Annotated in this window: 12 protein-coding genes; 9 read left to right on the plus strand and 3 right to left on the minus strand. The window is 69.4% G+C overall.

Annotated features, from left to right (window positions below):
• Positions 1–3 precede the first annotated feature (3 nt).
• From WS70_RS15615 to lnt, 3 genes are all read left to right on the plus strand, one after another.
• Entirely contained in the window at positions 4–642 is a 639-nt protein-coding gene (locus tag WS70_RS15615) for a gamma-glutamylcyclotransferase (protein ID WP_059469094.1), read from the plus strand.
• A gap of 635 nt (positions 643–1,277) precedes the next feature.
• Positions 1,278–2,165: an HlyC/CorC family transporter gene (locus WS70_RS15620; RefSeq protein ID WP_038751910.1), complete on the plus strand. Its 888-nt coding sequence runs from the start codon at positions 1,278–1,280 to the stop codon at positions 2,163–2,165.
• Positions 2,166–2,210: 45 nt separating this feature from the next.
• A complete protein-coding gene (lnt, locus tag WS70_RS15625) occupies positions 2,211–3,905 on the plus strand; it encodes an apolipoprotein N-acyltransferase (RefSeq protein WP_059596730.1) in 1,695 nt (564 codons plus the stop codon).
• 66 nt (positions 3,906–3,971) lie between these two features.
• On the opposite strand, the gene WS70_RS15630 is transcribed toward lnt, so the two are convergent.
• Positions 3,972–5,609, minus strand: coding sequence for a tetratricopeptide repeat protein (locus WS70_RS15630; RefSeq protein WP_059469096.1), 1,638 nt, complete (start codon positions 5,607–5,609; stop codon positions 3,972–3,974).
• 549 nt (positions 5,610–6,158) lie between these two features.
• Here WS70_RS15630 and glyQ point away from each other — a divergent pair.
• Genes glyQ through WS70_RS15655 form a run of 5 tightly spaced genes read left to right on the plus strand, consistent with a single transcriptional unit; the run spans position 6,159 to position 11,629 of the window.
• Positions 6,159–7,166 (plus strand): glycine--tRNA ligase subunit alpha, encoded by a 1,008-nt coding sequence (gene glyQ / locus WS70_RS15635; protein ID WP_082722180.1) that lies wholly within the window; start codon positions 6,159–6,161, stop codon positions 7,164–7,166.
• A 16-nt stretch (positions 7,167–7,182) separates the two neighbouring features.
• On the plus strand, positions 7,183–9,282 hold the full coding sequence (gene glyS / locus WS70_RS15640; protein ID WP_059596731.1) for a glycine--tRNA ligase subunit beta: 2,100 nt from the start codon (positions 7,183–7,185) through the stop codon (positions 9,280–9,282).
• A 17-nt stretch (positions 9,283–9,299) separates the two neighbouring features.
• Positions 9,300–9,863 (plus strand): D-glycero-beta-D-manno-heptose 1,7-bisphosphate 7-phosphatase, encoded by a 564-nt coding sequence (gene gmhB, locus WS70_RS15645; protein ID WP_059469099.1) that lies wholly within the window; start codon positions 9,300–9,302, stop codon positions 9,861–9,863.
• A gap of 42 nt (positions 9,864–9,905) precedes the next feature.
• The gene (locus tag WS70_RS15650) at positions 9,906–10,685 is read left to right on the plus strand and encodes a lysophospholipid acyltransferase family protein (protein WP_059596732.1); all 780 of its coding nucleotides are present in this window, start codon (positions 9,906–9,908) and stop codon (positions 10,683–10,685) included.
• 47 nt (positions 10,686–10,732) lie between these two features.
• Positions 10,733–11,629, plus strand: a complete 897-nt coding sequence (locus tag WS70_RS15655) for a M48 family metallopeptidase (protein ID WP_059469101.1) — start codon at positions 10,733–10,735, stop codon at positions 11,627–11,629.
• Between the two features lie 427 nt (positions 11,630–12,056).
• On the opposite strand, the gene gloA is transcribed toward WS70_RS15655, so the two are convergent.
• Entirely contained in the window at positions 12,057–12,446 is a 390-nt protein-coding gene (gloA, locus tag WS70_RS15660) for a lactoylglutathione lyase (RefSeq protein ID WP_059469102.1), read from the minus strand.
• A gap of 359 nt (positions 12,447–12,805) precedes the next feature.
• On the opposite strand from gloA, the gene WS70_RS15665 reads away from it, so the two are divergent.
• On the plus strand, positions 12,806–13,744 hold the full coding sequence (locus WS70_RS15665) for a DMT family transporter (RefSeq protein ID WP_059469103.1): 939 nt from the start codon (positions 12,806–12,808) through the stop codon (positions 13,742–13,744).
• Between the two features lie 505 nt (positions 13,745–14,249).
• Here the strand turns inward: WS70_RS15665 and rsmA are convergent.
• Complete coding sequence (gene rsmA, locus WS70_RS15670; RefSeq protein ID WP_059469104.1) at positions 14,250–15,077, minus strand: 16S rRNA (adenine(1518)-N(6)/adenine(1519)-N(6))-dimethyltransferase RsmA; 828 nt, start codon at positions 15,075–15,077, stop codon at positions 14,250–14,252.
• Between the last annotated feature and the right edge of the window lie 8 nt (positions 15,078–15,085).

The following is a 15,085-nucleotide window of genomic DNA, read 5'->3' on the forward strand; positions in this document are numbered from 1 at the left end:
GCCGTGAGCCGCCCCGCACCCGCCCCCACCCGCCGCCCCTACCCTCCGTCGCTCGGCGAAGCGCGCTACCTGAGCGACGGCGAACTCGCGGCGTCGCTCGGCGCGACGCTCGCCGGCTGGGATCGCACGAGCGATCTGTGGCTGTTCGGCTATGGCTCGCTGATCTGGAACCCGGGCATGCCGGCCGTCGAGGCGGTGCGCGGGAAGGTCCACGGCTACCACCGCGGGCTCTACTTGTGGTCGCGCGTGAACCGCGGCACGCCCGAGCAGCCGGGGCTCGTGCTCGCGCTCGACCGCGGCGGCTCGTGCATGGGGCTCGCGTTCCGGCTCGCCGGCCGCACCGCGATGCCGCACCTCGAAGCGCTGTGGCGGCGCGAGATGGCGATGGGCTCGTATCGTCCCGCGTGGCTGCCGTGCGCGCTCGCGGGCGGCGAGCGGGTCAGCGCGCTCGCGTTCGTGATGCGGCGTGACGTCCCGACCTACACCGGCAAGCTGACCGACGACGTCGTGAAGGCCGTATTCGGCTGCGCGAGCGGCCGCTATGGCACGACGCTCGACTACGTGAGCCGCACCGTCGACGCGCTGCGCGACAGCGGAATGCCCGACCGGGCGCTCGAGGCGCTGCTCGCGCGCTGCCGGTAGTTCGCTGCCCATAGTTCGCCGCCGGCATCCTGCCGGATCGGCGCGAGAAACCGGCGGGCATCGCGCGCCGTTACGGATCGTGCTCCCGGCCGTATGCCCCGCCGATGCCGGTCGCACGCGCGGTCTCCCCGCCACGTCTCGCCGACCGGCTCCACGAACCCGCATCGCCCGCCTGCCTCGCGAAATTCACGTCCCGCCCGGTTTCTCGAGCGATCGACCATGCAATTCGGCTCGCCGCGCCGCGCCCCTTCGCGCCGGCCTGGCCGCCCGCCTCGCCGCACGGCTTCCTGCCGCGTCGGGCCACGCCCCCTTCTGCCGAGCGACCCGGTTGCCCGTCCTGCGCCCATCCGACCGACCATAGACATCGCCGCGCCGACGCACATCCCGGCGCGCCGGCGAGCGCTCCGCGGCGCGCCGCGGCATCTCGTCCCATCCGCCGCTTTTTTTCCGCCGCCGCCCGCGCGCCTGTTTCTGCGCTACGATGAGGGCACGCCCAAGGCCGCGCCGTCTGGCCGGAATCGCGCGAAAAGCCGCTTCGGCTCGCGCGGACGCCCGTCGACACGGTCGCGCCATGACCTTGGTGTATCCTTGCCAATTCCGTGACAGCGCGCCTCCGATTCGCGGGGCGCACCACCATGAACGATTCGTATCCCAGTCGAAAATCCTCCGACAAACCGCATGAAAAACGCTCGCTGCTCGAGCGTCTGACCGACTTCATCTCGCCCGAACCCGATTCGCGGGCCGAGCTCCTCGAAATCCTCCAGGACGCGCACGAACGCAACCTGATCGACGCCGATTCGCTGTCGATGATCGAAGGCGTGTTCCAGGTGTCCGACCTGTGCGCGCGCGACATCATGGTGCCCCGCGCCCAGATGGACGCGCTCAACATCGCCGACAAGCCCGAGGATTTCATCCCGTTCGTGCTCGAGAAGGCGCACTCGCGCTACCCGGTGTACGAAGACAACCGCGACAACGTGATCGGCGTCCTGCTGGCCAAGGACCTGCTGCGCTTCTACGCGGAAGAGGAATTCGACGTGCGCGGGATGCTGCGCCCCGCCGTCTTCATCCCCGAATCGAAACGGCTGAACGTGCTGCTGCACGACTTCCGCGTGAACCGCAACCACCTCGCGATCGTCGTCGACGAATACGGCGGCGTCGCGGGCCTCATCACGATCGAGGACGTGCTCGAGCAGATCGTCGGCGACATCGAGGACGAATACGATTTCGACGAGGAAGCCGGCAACATCATCGCCGCGCCGGACGGCCGCTACCGCGTGCGCGCGCTGACCGAGATCGAGCAGTTCAACGAAACGTTCGGCACCGATTTCTCCGATGATGAAGTCGACACGATCGGCGGCCTCATCACGCACCACTTCGGCCGCGTCCCGCATCGCGGCGAGAAGGTGCGCCTGGGCGACCTGCTGTTCGAGATCCAGCGCGGCGACGCCCGCCAGATCCACGTGCTGCTCGTGCGCCGCGCGCCGCTCGCGGGCCGGCGCAGCAGCTCGGCCGGCGAAGACTGACGCGCCGCCCGCCCGTTTCCCCAACCCGCTCTCCCGACGCAACGCATGGCCGAACCGATCTCGACCCGCTCGCAACCGAGCGTCTCCTCTTCGGCGAGCGGCCGCGCGCTGCCCGTCTGGCACTATCCGGCCGCGCTCCTCGCGGGCGCGGCCAACACGCTGACGTTCGCGCCGACGCCGCACGGCGGCTGGCTGCAGCTCGTCGTATTCGCGTGGCTCTTCGCGCAGCTCACGCGCACGACGAGCTGGAAGCACGCGGCGGCCACGGGCGGCGCGTTCGGCTTCGGCAACTTCATCACCGGCATCTGGTGGCTCTACATCAGCATGCACGTGTACGGCGAGATGGCCGCGCCGCTCGCGGGCGGCGCGCTCGTGCTGTTCTGCCTGTACCTGGCGATCTATCCGGCGTTCTCGGCGGGCCTCTGGTCGTTCTGCGCAGGCCACGCGCAAAACGGCCGCACGGCCGATCCGCGCCCGTTCTCGCCGACCTGGCACGGCGCATTCGCATTCGCGAGCGCGTGGGCCGTCGGCGAATGGCTGCGCGGCACCGTGCTCACCGGCTTTCCGTGGCTCGCGAGCGGCTATGCGCAGGTCGACGGGCCGCTCGCCGGCTATGCGTCGATCGTCGGCGTCTACGGGATCGGCTGGGTGCTCGCGCTCGTCGCGGCGCTCGCCGTGCAGGCGGTCGCGCGCGCGCGCGGCGACGGCGACCGCCGCGAAAACGGCAGCGCCGATGCAAACGCGACAGGCGGCGCACCCCGGTCGTCCCGCGCGCCGCGCGTCGCGGCGCCGGCGCTCGCAGCCGTCGCGTTCGTCGCGATCGGCCCGCTGCTCGCGCTCGTGCCGTGGACCGTGCCCGCGAACGCGCCGCTCACGGTGCGCCTGCTGCAAGGCAACGTGAAGCAGGACATCAAGTTCGAGGAAGCGGGCATCAAGGCCGCGATCGAGATGTATCAGAAGATGATCACCGACAAGCCCGCCGATCTGATCGTCACGCCGGAGACGGCGATCGCGGTGCTGATCCAGGAGCTGCCCGAGCCGTTCGCGCGCGCGGTGCGCAATTTCAGCGACACGACCGACACGGCGGTGCTGTTCGGCGCGGTCGGCGGCACGGTGACGGCCGATGGCCGGATCGTCGATTACACGAACAGCCTGTACGGCGTGACGCCGCATTCGCGCGACATCTACCGCTACGACAAGCATCATCTGGTGCCGTTCGGCGAGTTCATCCCGTGGGGCTTTCGCTGGTTCGTCGACCTGATGAAGATGCCGCTCGGCGATTTCGCGCGCGGCGCGCCGGTCCAGCAGCCGTTCATCGTGCGCAACCAGCCGGTGATGGCCGACATCTGCTACGAAGACATTTTCGGCGAACAGATCGCGGCGACGATCCGCGACAATCCGGTGTCGCCCGGCGTGCTCGTCAACGTGACGAACCTCGCGTGGTTCGGCGACACGATCGCGCTCGACCAGCACCTGCAGATCGCGCGGATGCGCTCGCTCGAGACGGGCCGGCCGATGCTGCGCGCGACGAACACAGGAATGACGGCCGCGATCGACGCGCAGGGGCGCGTGCTCGGCCAGCTGAAGCCGTACACGATCGGCTCGCTCGACGTGCGGATCGAAGGCACCGCCGGCCGCACGCCGTACGTGACGAGCGGCAATGCGACGGTGCTCGCGCTGTCGCTGCTGCTGCTCGCGTTCGGCTTCGCGTTCGGGCCGGGGCTGCGCCGGCGCGGCTGACGCCGCCGGTGTGGGCGCGCAGCCATCGTCGGCCGCCCGCGCAGACGGCCGGCCTGCTTTCCCGCATCAGCGCGCGCGCTGCGCCCATTCGCACAGATCGCGCGCCGCCTCCTCCATCACCGGCTCCCAGCGCGCGAACGCGCGCTGACGATACAGCGTCGCAGTCGGATACCACGGACTGTCGCGCCGCTCGAGCTGCCACACCCAGTGCGGATTGACGTCGAGCAGCACCCACGTCGGCCGCCCGAGCGCGCCGCTCAGATGCGCGACCGACGTGCAGACGCTCACGACCAGATCGAGCGCGCCGACGTAGGCCGCCGTGTCGTCGAACGTACTCAGCTCGGCGGTTTCGTCGACGATCGGAAAGCCCGCCGCGCGCGCCGCCTCGACATCCGCCGCCGCGCCCGGCTGCAGCGAATGAAACGTCACGCCGCCGATCCCGCCGAACGCGGCGGCATACCGGTCGAGGCCGACGCGCCGGAACGGATTGCGCTGATGCGTGAGGCTGCCCGTCCACGCGAGCCCCACGCGCAGCGGCGCTGCGTCCACCGGCGCCGACGCGGCGAAGCGCTCGCGCCATCCGGCGATCGCCGCGTCGTCCGCGCGCAGATACGGCACGGTGTCGCCGAGCAGCGCGTCGCCAAGTCCGAGCATCCAAGGCGCGCTCATCAGCGGAATCTCATAGTCGAACGGCTGGAGCGCGGCGACGCCGCCGCCCGCGCGATAGCCGTCGACGTGCGCGCCCAGGCTGCGCACGAGCAGATCGCCCATCTGCGGAAACGAATTCCACTCGAGCCGCCCGCCTTCGCGATGCACGCGCTCGGCGAGCGCCGGCACGAAGCGGGCGAACTGCAGCAGGTCGCCCATTCCCTGCTCGCCCCACACGAGCAGCGTCTTGCCTGCGAGCGGCTCGCCGCGCCAGCGCGGGCCGGGCAGCGCGGGCAGCTTGCCGCGCAGCTCGGGCGCGCCGCTCCAGCGCATCTCGTGCTCCGGCCAGCCGGCCGCATAGTCACCGCGCGCGAGATGAATCAGCGCGAGGTTGAAGCGATGCGACGCATTATCGGGATCGCGCTCGCTGACGCGCGCCGCGATGCGTTCGGCGTCGTCCCAGCGCTGTGCTTCCTTGTACGCCATCGCCGCGTTGTTGAGCGCGAGTGGGCTGTCGGGCGCGAGCGCGAGCGCCTTCGCCGACGCCTCGAGGGCGCCCGGCAGATCGCAGCCGCGCAGCCGCGCGATGACGAGATTGATCCACGCGTCGGGCGCCGACGGTGCGTCGGCCGCCGCCCCTTCTAGCAGCGCAAGTTCCTCCGCCGCGTCGCCTCCCGCCATTCGGACGGCAACCGCGAGGTTGTTCTTCAGCGACGGCCACGCGGGCGCGACGGCCAACACTCGTCGGTATGGCGAGATCGCATCCGCATGCCGCCCCGCATACTGCAGCGCGTAGCCGTGATTGAACGCGGCGGCGGGCGACGTCGGCGCGAGTGCGTCGTAGAGGCGCGCAAGTTCGACTGCGTCGTCCGTGCGCCCTGCGCCGACGAGCGCCATCGTCAGTTGCGGGATGGCGGCGTCGTCCACGGGATGCAGCAGGCGGGCGGCCTCGAGCCAGATCGCGCGGGCGTCGCCGCTGGCGTCGAGCGACCGGCGAAGCATCGCGACGAGCGGCGGCACGAGCGGAACATTCGGACTGGATGCGGCTGAAGACATAAGCGATCGTCACGGTGACAGCGTGGCGCACCTCGCGGCGCCGGAAGCGCTCCATCTTACCGGCTCGACATCGCCCGGGCATCTCGAAAATGCGACGAGGGCTTCGCCGCGTCGCCCGGCCGGCATGCGCGCCCGAGCGAATGCCCGACACACGATCCGTCGCGGAGCGCCCGCCGAGCGCCGTCTGCCGCGCGCTGCGTCGAACGTCATGCGCCGCACGCCGCGCGCTCGGCGCAGCGCCGCCGCGCGCCGGGACGCGGCTCACGTCCTCGACATCGCCGGCGGCAAGGAACGTGTCGAGATCGCCGGGGAATCGCGTCGACGCGCCGTGCGCGCCGCCCCGCGCAGCCGCACGTTTTCCCGCGATTTTCGCGCCCGCGAACGCGTATGGAGGGCTGCCCCACCCCGTTCCGGCCGCACCCGTCCGCCGATCCGGTAAAATTGCGTGTTTTAGCACAGACCCAAGCCGCGCGCCGCGCGAGCTGCCGGCGCGAACCTCGCTCGCGCCGGCAGCCCGAAGCAGAGCGCCCAGCGCCACGAAGGCCTCTCATGCTTACGTTTCAGCAAATCATCCTGACGCTCCAGTCCTATTGGGACAGGCAGGGTTGCGCCCTGCTCCAGCCGATCGACATGGAAGTCGGCGCCGGCACGTCGCACGTGCACACGTTCCTGCGCGCGATCGGCCCCGAGCCGTGGCGCGCCGCGTACGTGCAGCCGTCGCGCCGCCCGAAGGACGGACGCTACGGCGAGAACCCGAACCGCCTGCAGCACTACTACCAGTACCAGGTCGTGCTGAAGCCCGCGCCGGAGAACATCCTCGACCTGTACCTCGGCTCGCTGGAAGCGCTCGGCTTCGACCTGAAGCAGAACGACGTGCGCTTCGTCGAGGACGACTGGGAGAACCCGACGCTCGGCGCGTGGGGCCTCGGCTGGGAAGTCTGGCTGAACGGCATGGAAGTCACGCAGTTCACGTACTTCCAGCAAGTGGGCGGCCTCGACTGCAAGCCGGTGCTCGGCGAAATCACGTACGGCCTCGAGCGCCTCGCGATGTACCTGCAAAAGGTCGAGAACGTCTACGACCTGATCTGGACCGAGTGGGAAGAGCCGGGCCCGAACGGCCCCGAGCTGCGCCGCCTGACCTACGGCGACGTCTATCACCAGAACGAAGTCGAGCAATCGACCTACAACTTCGAGCAGGCGAACGTCGACCTGCTCTTCACGTTCTTCAACAGCTACGAAGCCGAAGCGAAGCGGATGATCGAAACGCAACTCGCGCTGCCCGCGTACGAGCTCGTGCTGAAGGCGGGCCACACGTTCAACCTGCTCGACGCGCGCGGCGCGATCTCCGTGACCGAGCGCGCCGCGTACATCGGCCGCATTCGCGCGCTGTCGCGGCTCGTCGCGCAGGCGTACTACGATTCGCGCGAGAAGCTCGGCTTCCCGATGATCGGCAACCCGGTGCCGGGCGTGCCGGGCTTGACCACCGACGCGCAGGAGGCCGCGCAGCCCGCATGGGCGCCGCCGCTGAAGGCCGAACGCAAGATCGATCAGGACTGACGAGATTCTTTACACCATGACGCAAAACCATCCCGCTTCCCTGCTCGTCGAACTGCTGACCGAAGAGCTGCCGCCGAAGGCGCTCGCGCGCCTGGGCGACGCGTTCGCCGAAGGCATCGCGCAACGTCTCGCCGCGCGCGACCTGATCGAAGGCGAGCTCGCCTTCGAACGCTACGCGACGCCGCGACGCTTGGCCGTCGTCGTGCAGAACGTGCGCGCCGTCGCGCCGGAAAAGCAGGTCCGCGAAAAAGTGCTGCCGGTGTCGGTCGCGCTCGACACGGCAGGCAAGCCGGCTGCGCCGCTCGCGAAGAAGCTCGCCGCGCTCGGCCACCCGAACCTGTCGATCGCCGATCTCGAGCGCGCGCACGACGGCAAGGCCGAAGCGTTCTTCGTCAACTACGCGGCGCCCGGCGCGACGCTCGCCGACGGCCTGCAGGCCGCGCTCGACGAAACGCTCGCGAAGCTGCCGATCCCGAAGGTGATGACCTATCAGCGCCCGGACGGCGCCGACGTCCAGTTCGTGCGCCCCGTGCACCGCCTGACCGTGCTGCACGACGAACGCATCGTGCCCGTCTCCGCATTCGGCATCGACGCGGGCGACACGACGCTCGGCCACCGCTTCCTATCGGACGGCCTCGTCGCGATCCAGCACGCAAGCGCGTACGCGGACACGCTGCGCGAGAAGGGCCGCGTGATCGCGCACTTCGCGGGCCGCAAGGACGCGATCCGCACGCAGCTCGACGCGCATGCGCAAGGCGACGAGGTCGTGATGCCGGAGGCGCTCCTCGACGAAGTGACGTCGCTCGTCGAATGGCCCGTCGTCTATCCGTGCCGCTTCGAGGACGAATTCCTGCAGGTCCCGCAGGAGTGCCTGATCCTCACGATGCAGACGAACCAGAAGTACTTCGCGCTCACCGACGCGGCGGGCAAGCTGCGCTCGCGCTTTTTGATCGTGTCGAACATCGAGACGAAGACGCCGAGCGAGATCATCGAAGGCAACGAGCGCGTCGTGCGCCCGCGCCTCGCCGACGCGAAGTTCTTCTTCGAGCAGGACAAGAAGAAACCGCTCGCCGACCGCGTGCCGCTCCTCGCGAACGTCGTTTATCACAACAAGCTCGGCTCGCAGCTCGCGCGCATCGAGCGCCTCGAGACGCTCGCGGGCGAGATCGCGCCCGCGATCGGCGCCGACGCGACGGTCGCGATCCGCGCGGCCCGTCTCGCGAAGGCCGACCTGCTGACCGACATGGTCGGCGAGTTTCCCGAGCTGCAAGGCACGATGGGCACGTACTACGCGCGCCACGACGGCGAGCCGGAAGACGTCGCGATCGCGTGCACCGAGCACTATCAGCCGCGCTTCTCCGGCGACGCGCTGCCGACGACGCCCGTCAGCACGGCGGTCGCGCTCGCCGACAAGCTCGAGACGATCGTCGGCATCTGGGGCATCGGCCTCGCGCCGACGGGCGAGAAGGATCCGTTCGCGCTGCGCCGCCACGCGCTCGGCGTGCTGCGCCTGTTGCTCGAGAAGCAGCTTCCGCTCGATCTCGTCTGGCTGCTGCGCACCGCGTACGAACGTTTCGCGGCGGTGCCGGGCGTCGTCGAATCGACCGACGCGATCTACGCGTTCTTCATCGACCGCCTGCGCGGCCTGCTGCGCGAGCGCGGCTACTCGGCGGGCGAAGTCGATGCGGTGCTGAGCCTGAACCCGACGCGCCTCGACGACATCGTCGCGCGCCTCGACGCGGTGCGCGAGTTCGCGCGCCTCGACGAAAGCGAAGCGCTCGCGGCCGCGAACAAGCGGATCGCGAACATCCTGAAGAAGTCGGAGAGCGGTGCGAACGGCGCGGTGCAGCCGACCCTCTTCGTCGAACCGGCCGAGAAGGCGCTGCACGAGCAACTCGCCGAAGTGACGCCGCGCGTGCAGTCGCAGCTCGAGGCGCGCGCGTACACGGGCGCCCTGTCCGCGCTCGCCGCGCTGCGCACGCCCGTCGACACGTTCTTCAACGACGTGATGGTCAACACCGAGGATCCCGCGCTGCGCGCGAACCGGCTCGCGCTGCTGTCCGCGCTGCATCAGCAGATGAACTGCGTCGCCGACATCTCGAAGCTCGCCGCATAAGCCAGAGGAACCACGCGATGCCGACCAGTCTCAGCAAGAAGCTCGTCATCCTCGACCGGGACGGCGTCATCAACGTCGATTCGGACGCATTCGTCAAATCTCCCGACGAGTGGGTCGCGCTGCCCGGCAGCCTCGAGGCGATCGCGCGGCTCAATCACGCGGGCTACCGCGTCGTCGTCGCGACGAACCAGTCGGGCATCGGCCGCGGCCTCTTCGACATGGCGACGCTGAACGCGATGCATTTGAAGATGCATCGCGCGGCGGCCGCGGTCGGCGGGCGGATCGACGCGGTGTTCTTCTGCCCGCACACGGCCGACGACCACTGCGACTGCCGCAAGCCGCAGCCGGGCATGATGAAGCTGATCGCCGAGCGTTTCGAGATCGATCCGGAGGACACGCCCGTCGTCGGCGATTCGCTGCGCGACCTGCTGGCAGGCGCGGCGCTCGGCTTTCGGCCGCACCTCGTGCTGACGGGCAAGGGCAAGAAGACGCTCGCTGCGGGCGGGCTGCCGGACGGCACGCGCGTGCACGACGACCTGCGCGCGTTCGCGCTCGATTTCCTTTCCGAAGATCACGAGTGATGCCGTCCCGCGCGCATCCTCCCTCACCGTAACGTCACGCCGATGCGCTTCGTCCGCTCCCTGCTGCTTTTCGTCTATTTCATCGTCTACACGGCGCTGTACGCGACCGCGTGCTTCATCGCGTTCCCGTTCCTGCGCCCGAACGCACGCTACTGGATGGCGGCCGGCTGGTGCAAGTCGACGCTCTTCGTCGCACGCTGGCTGAACGGCATCCGGTATCGCGTCGAAGGGTTCGAGAACCTGCCCGACGGTCCCGCGGTGCTGCTGCCGAAGCATCAGTCCGCGTGGGAGACGGTCGCGCTGCCCGCGCTGATGCCGAAGCCGCTTTGCTACGTGTTCAAGCGCGAGCTGCTGTACGTGCCGTTCTTCGGCTGGGCGCTCGGGATGCTGCACATGGTCCACATCAACCGCAAGGACGGCAAGAACGCGTTCGACTCGGTGATCCGCCAGGGCCGCGCACGGATGGCGGACGGCGCGTGGGTCATCATGTTTCCGGAAGGCACGCGCACGCCGGTCGGCAGCCAGGGCAAGTACAAGACGGGTGGCGCGCGCTTCGCGATCGGCGCGGGCGCGCCCGTCGTGCCGATCGCGCACAACGCGGGACGCGTGTGGCCGCGCAATTCGTTTATGAAATATCCCGGCACCGTCACGGTGTCGATCGGCAAGCCGATCGACACGCAAGGCCTCACCCCCGATCAATTGAACGAACGCGTCGAAAACTGGATCGAAGCGGAAATGCGCCGCATCGACCCGGACGCCTACCGGCACGAGCGCGACGGCGCACGCGGCGCCGACCGTGCGTCCGACGCCGCGCGTACCTGAAGTCAAGCGAGTTTCACCCATTGCGCACCGCCAAACGAAGCGAACTGATGCCGAAGCGTCCCAGGCCGCGGCCGGCCGTCGTGGCGCTCGATCACCGCCAGCTCGACCTGCCGCTCTTCGACGGGCCGGCCGCCTCGCCGTCCCCCGCTTCCCCTTCCGCCGTTCCGCCCGCTTCGTCCGTTGCGCCCGCCGCACCCGCTGCGCCACCCGACGCCGACCGCTCCCGACGCCGCACGCTCGCGCTCGACGGCCGCGTGCTCGAATACAAGCTGAAGCGCTCGGCGCGCCGCACGATCGGCTTCGCGATCGACGGCAGCGGCCTCACGATCACCGCGCCGCGCTGGGTGACGCTCGCCGACATCGAAGCGGCGATCGCCGAGAAGCGCCGCTGGATCTTCAACAAGCTCGCCGAATGGCAGACGCGAACCGAGCAGCGCGCGCTGCCGCAGATCGACTGGAAGGAAGGCGCGCAGATTCCGTATCTCGGCAAGCCCGTCAGCATCGCGCTCGCGTCGGCGAAGGGCGCGCTCTGCTTCGATGCGGCCGCCGCGACGCTCGAGCTCGGCCTGCCCGCGCACGCGAGCGAGCAGCAGATCAAGGATCGCGTGCAGGGCTGGCTGCAGAACGAGGCCAAGCGGATCTTCGGCGAGCGGCTGGCGATGTATGCGGAGAAGCTCGGCGTCACGTATTCGATGTATGCGCTGTCGTCGGCCGCGACGCGCTGGGGCAGTTGCTCGAGCGACGGCAAGATCCGCCTGAACTGGCGGCTCGTCCACTTCCCGATGTCGATCGTCGATTACGTCGTCGCGCACGAGCTGTCGCATCTGCGCGAGATGAACCATAGCCCGGCGTTCTGGCAGACGGTCGAATCGATCTTCCCGGAATTCCGCGAAGCGCGGCATACGCTGAAGCACCATCCGCCGGAGCTGCTGCCGGCGCTCTGAGCGCCGCGCGTCGATGGTGCGACCGCCCGCTCGCTGGCGATTCGGCTTGCAAACCTCGAACGGGAAACGCTCGCCGCGGCCGAGCGCCGCCGCAGCATCCGACACGGGCCGGTCTTCATCGTCACGACTGCCGGCCGACTGACGCCGGCCCGGATCGATTCAACCGGCTCGGTCTTCTTTTCCTCGCACTGCGTTCGTCCCGCATCGCACATCCGACGCATCCGCGCGACGGCATGCAGCGCATTACCCGCAGCGGCGCTCGAACCCGCGCGGCACCCGCCCGCGAACGCAACCGCGCCGCTGCGTGGCGCAGCCGAAGCCAAGCAAGATCATGGGAACGAACAACGACGCGGTACGCATGCTCGATCGCATCGCGCACCGCAGGCCGGCGCGGAGCGCCGCAGCGCCCCGCGCGGTGAGACTGCGCTCAGTGAATCTTCCGCTGAATGAACTCGATCTTGTAGCCGTCCGGATCTTCGACGAACGCGATCACCGTCGATCCGTGCTTCATCGGCCCGGCTTCGCGCGTGACCTTGCCGCCTTGCGCCTTGATCTGCTCGCACGCCTTGTACGCGTCGTCGACCTCGAGCGCGAGATGGCCGAAGCCCGTGCCGAGCTCGTACGACTTCGTGTCCCAGTTGTGGGTGAGCTCGATGACCGTGTGGTCCCGCTCGTCGCCGTAGCCGACGAACGCGAGCGTGAATTTCCCGTCCGGATAGTCGTCGCGGCGCAGCAATTTCATGCCGAGCAGCTCGGTGTAGAACTTGATCGAGCGGTCGAGATCGCCGACTCGCAGCATCGTGTGAAGCAAACGCATGATGGGTACTCCGTGGGGACTTGCTTGAACGTGCGAATGTACCAGACCCGCGCGATTCCCGCCGGCACGCGCCTCGTCCATCCGGGCAGCAGGGGCGATGCGCGGCGCGCGGCGCGATCGGTTAAGATCGTCGCGGCGGGCTCGCGATGCGTGCGCCGCAACGCTGCCTGCCGCGCTGCGCGACGACGTCCGCCCGGTCGGCGTCCCGTAACGAATCGAAGATCCGAACAACCCTCTCCGACCGCCGATCCCATCGGCCTGCGAACCGTGCGAACCCATTTCTTCGAACCGAGCCGGCCCGCCGAGCGCCCGGCCGGCGTCCCGTTCTCGGCTCACGCCGCCGTTTTCAGGAGCGCCCGATGAGCGCCGTCGCCTATGCGCCGGCGCGCCCGTCGCTCGATTTGCGCGCGATCGGCGTGATGGTTCTGCTGTGCGCGATCTGGGGCTTCCAGCAAGTCGCGATCAAGAGCGCAACGCACGCGATCCCGCCGATGCTCCAGGCCGGGCTGCGCTCAGCGATCGCGGCCATCGGCGTGTGGGCATGGGCGGGCGCGCGCGGCACGCCGCTCTTTCGCGCGGACGGCACGTTCGGCGCGGGCGTCGCCGCAGGCACGCTGTTCGCGGGCGAGTTCGTCTGCCTCTTCTTCGGCCTCACGCTGACGAGCGCCGCACGCATGGCGATCTTTCTCTACACGGCGCCGTGCTTCACCGCGCTCGGGCTGCACCTGTTCGCGCCCGGCGAGAAGATGCGCCGCACGCAATGGACGGGCGTCGCGATCGCGTTCGCGGGCATCGCCGTCGCATTCGCCGACGGCTTCGCACGGCCGGCCGCGGACGGCGCATCGGCGCTCGCCGGACTCGCGGGCGACGCGCTCGGCGTGCTCGGCGGCGTGATGTGGGCGGCGACGACGGTCGTCGTGCGCTCGACGTCGCTCGCTCGCGCGACCGCGAGCAAGACGCTGTTCTACCAGTTGACGGTGTCGTCGGCCGTGCTGCTGGGGCTCGCCGTCATGACCGGACAGACGACGCTCGCGCACGTGACGCCGCTCGCCGTCGCGAGCCTCGCGTATCAGGGCGTGATCGTCGCGTTCGCGAGCTATCTCGCGTGGTATTGGCTGCTGACGCGCTACAGCGCGGCGCGGCTTTCCGTGTTCACGTTCCTCGCGCCGCTCTTCGGCGTGAGCTTCGGCGTGCTGCTGCTCGGCGATTCGGTCGATGCGCGCTTCGGCGCGGCGGCCGTGCTCGTGCTGGCGGGCATCGGGCTCGTCAACGCGCCGCCGCGCGGCGACGGCAAGTAAGTGCATGCGGGGTTGGTCGAGAGAAATGGAGGCCGGCGCAAATCGCTGCGCCGATGGGCTGATGTGCCACCGTGCCGACGTGCTCACGCGTGGATCTGCAAGCGCGCCGACGTGTCGACGTGCATGTGCCGGCGTGCCGATACGCCAATGCGCTGATGTGTCGGCACGGATACGCCGATGCGCGCAGCGTGAGGATTGCAGGCTTCGGCCCTGAAGAAGCGTTGTCGACGGCACCGCGAAAGCCACCGCGCAGCCATGCCGTCGCCGCGCCCTGGCCCGCCACGCGGCAAGACCGCCGCGTATCGACGATCGACCGCGCATAGATCGAGAAAGCCCCTCGTCCGAGGCCAGCGCGCGGATGCATGCTTACGGCGTCGCGCCCCGCAACCGAAAAGAAGCGATGCCGGAAGCAATCCGCGCAACGACGAAGCCGCCCCAAGCGCCCCCTATCGCCGGCGCCGACCGGACAAAATCGCGCGACGCGCCCTGCCCCGTCAGCCGCCGATCAGCCGCCCGCGCGCCGCGCGCCGACCGCCTGCGCGACGCGCACGTACTCGTCGACATCGACATCTTCCGCGCGTCGCGCGAGATCGAAGCCGAGCGCATCGAAATCGACGAGATCGCGATAGCCGCCGAGCGTGTTGCGCAGCATCTTGCGGCGCTGCGAGAATGCGGCCGTCACGACTTCGCCGAGCGCCGCCGGATCGACGGTCTGCAACTCGTGCGGCGCATGCGGGATCATCCGCACGATCGCCGAATCGACCTTCGGCGGCGGCTGGAACGATTCGGGCGGCACGTCGATCAGCTTGTCCATCGTGTAGCGGTACTGAAGCATCACCGACAGCCGGCTGAACGCCTTCGTGCCCGGCTCCGCGACCATCCGCTCGACGACCTCGTTCTGCAGCATGAAATGCTGGTCGATCACGACGTGCGCGAACGACATCAGATGGAACAGCAGCGGGCTCGAAATGTTGTACGGCAGATTGCCGATGATCCGCAGCGACGGCTTGTCGCCTGGCAGGGCGAGCGAGCCGAAGTCGAACGCGAGCGCGTCGCCCGCGTGCAGCTCGAGCAGGTCGCCGAAGCGCTGCTTCAGGCGGCCGATCAGGTCGCGGTCGAGCTCGACCGCGTGCAGCGGCGAGCCGGGCGTCGCGAGCCGCGCGATCACGGGCCCCGTCAGCGCGCCGAGGCCCGGCCCGATTTCGACCATCCGCTCGCCGCGCTCGGGCCGGATCGCCGCGACGATCGCGTCGATCACGCCGTGATCGACGAGAAAGTTCTGCCCGAAGCGCTTGCGCGCGAAATGCCCTTGGTGCTGTCTGCTGTTCGACATCGAAAAAT

It is taken from the genome of Burkholderia mayonis (genome assembly GCF_001523745.2).
GTDB classification, from domain to species: Bacteria; Pseudomonadota; Gammaproteobacteria; order Burkholderiales; family Burkholderiaceae; genus Burkholderia; species Burkholderia mayonis.

Excerpts from the sequence above, each read along its gene's own strand:
- gmhB (WP_059469099.1), top strand. The coding sequence starts at position 9,300 with ATGCCGACCAGTCTCAGCAAGAAGCTCGTCATCCTCGACCGGGACGGC.
- WS70_RS15620 (WP_038751910.1), top strand. The coding sequence starts at position 1,278 with ATGAACGATTCGTATCCCAGTCGAAAATCCTCCGACAAACCGCATGAA.
- rsmA (WP_059469104.1), bottom strand. The coding sequence starts at position 15,077 with ATGTCGAACAGCAGACAGCACCAAGGGCATTTCGCGCGCAAGCGCTTC.
- gloA (WP_059469102.1), bottom strand. The coding sequence starts at position 12,446 with ATGCGTTTGCTTCACACGATGCTGCGAGTCGGCGATCTCGACCGCTCG.
- glyS (WP_059596731.1), top strand. The coding sequence starts at position 7,183 with ATGACGCAAAACCATCCCGCTTCCCTGCTCGTCGAACTGCTGACCGAA.
- glyQ (WP_082722180.1), top strand. The coding sequence starts at position 6,159 with ATGCTTACGTTTCAGCAAATCATCCTGACGCTCCAGTCCTATTGGGAC.
- WS70_RS15655 (WP_059469101.1), top strand. The coding sequence starts at position 10,733 with ATGCCGAAGCGTCCCAGGCCGCGGCCGGCCGTCGTGGCGCTCGATCAC.
- WS70_RS15630 (WP_059469096.1), bottom strand. The coding sequence starts at position 5,609 with ATGTCTTCAGCCGCATCCAGTCCGAATGTTCCGCTCGTGCCGCCGCTC.
- WS70_RS15665 (WP_059469103.1), top strand. The coding sequence starts at position 12,806 with ATGAGCGCCGTCGCCTATGCGCCGGCGCGCCCGTCGCTCGATTTGCGC.
- lnt (WP_059596730.1), top strand. The coding sequence starts at position 2,211 with ATGGCCGAACCGATCTCGACCCGCTCGCAACCGAGCGTCTCCTCTTCG.
- WS70_RS15650 (WP_059596732.1), top strand. The coding sequence starts at position 9,906 with ATGCGCTTCGTCCGCTCCCTGCTGCTTTTCGTCTATTTCATCGTCTAC.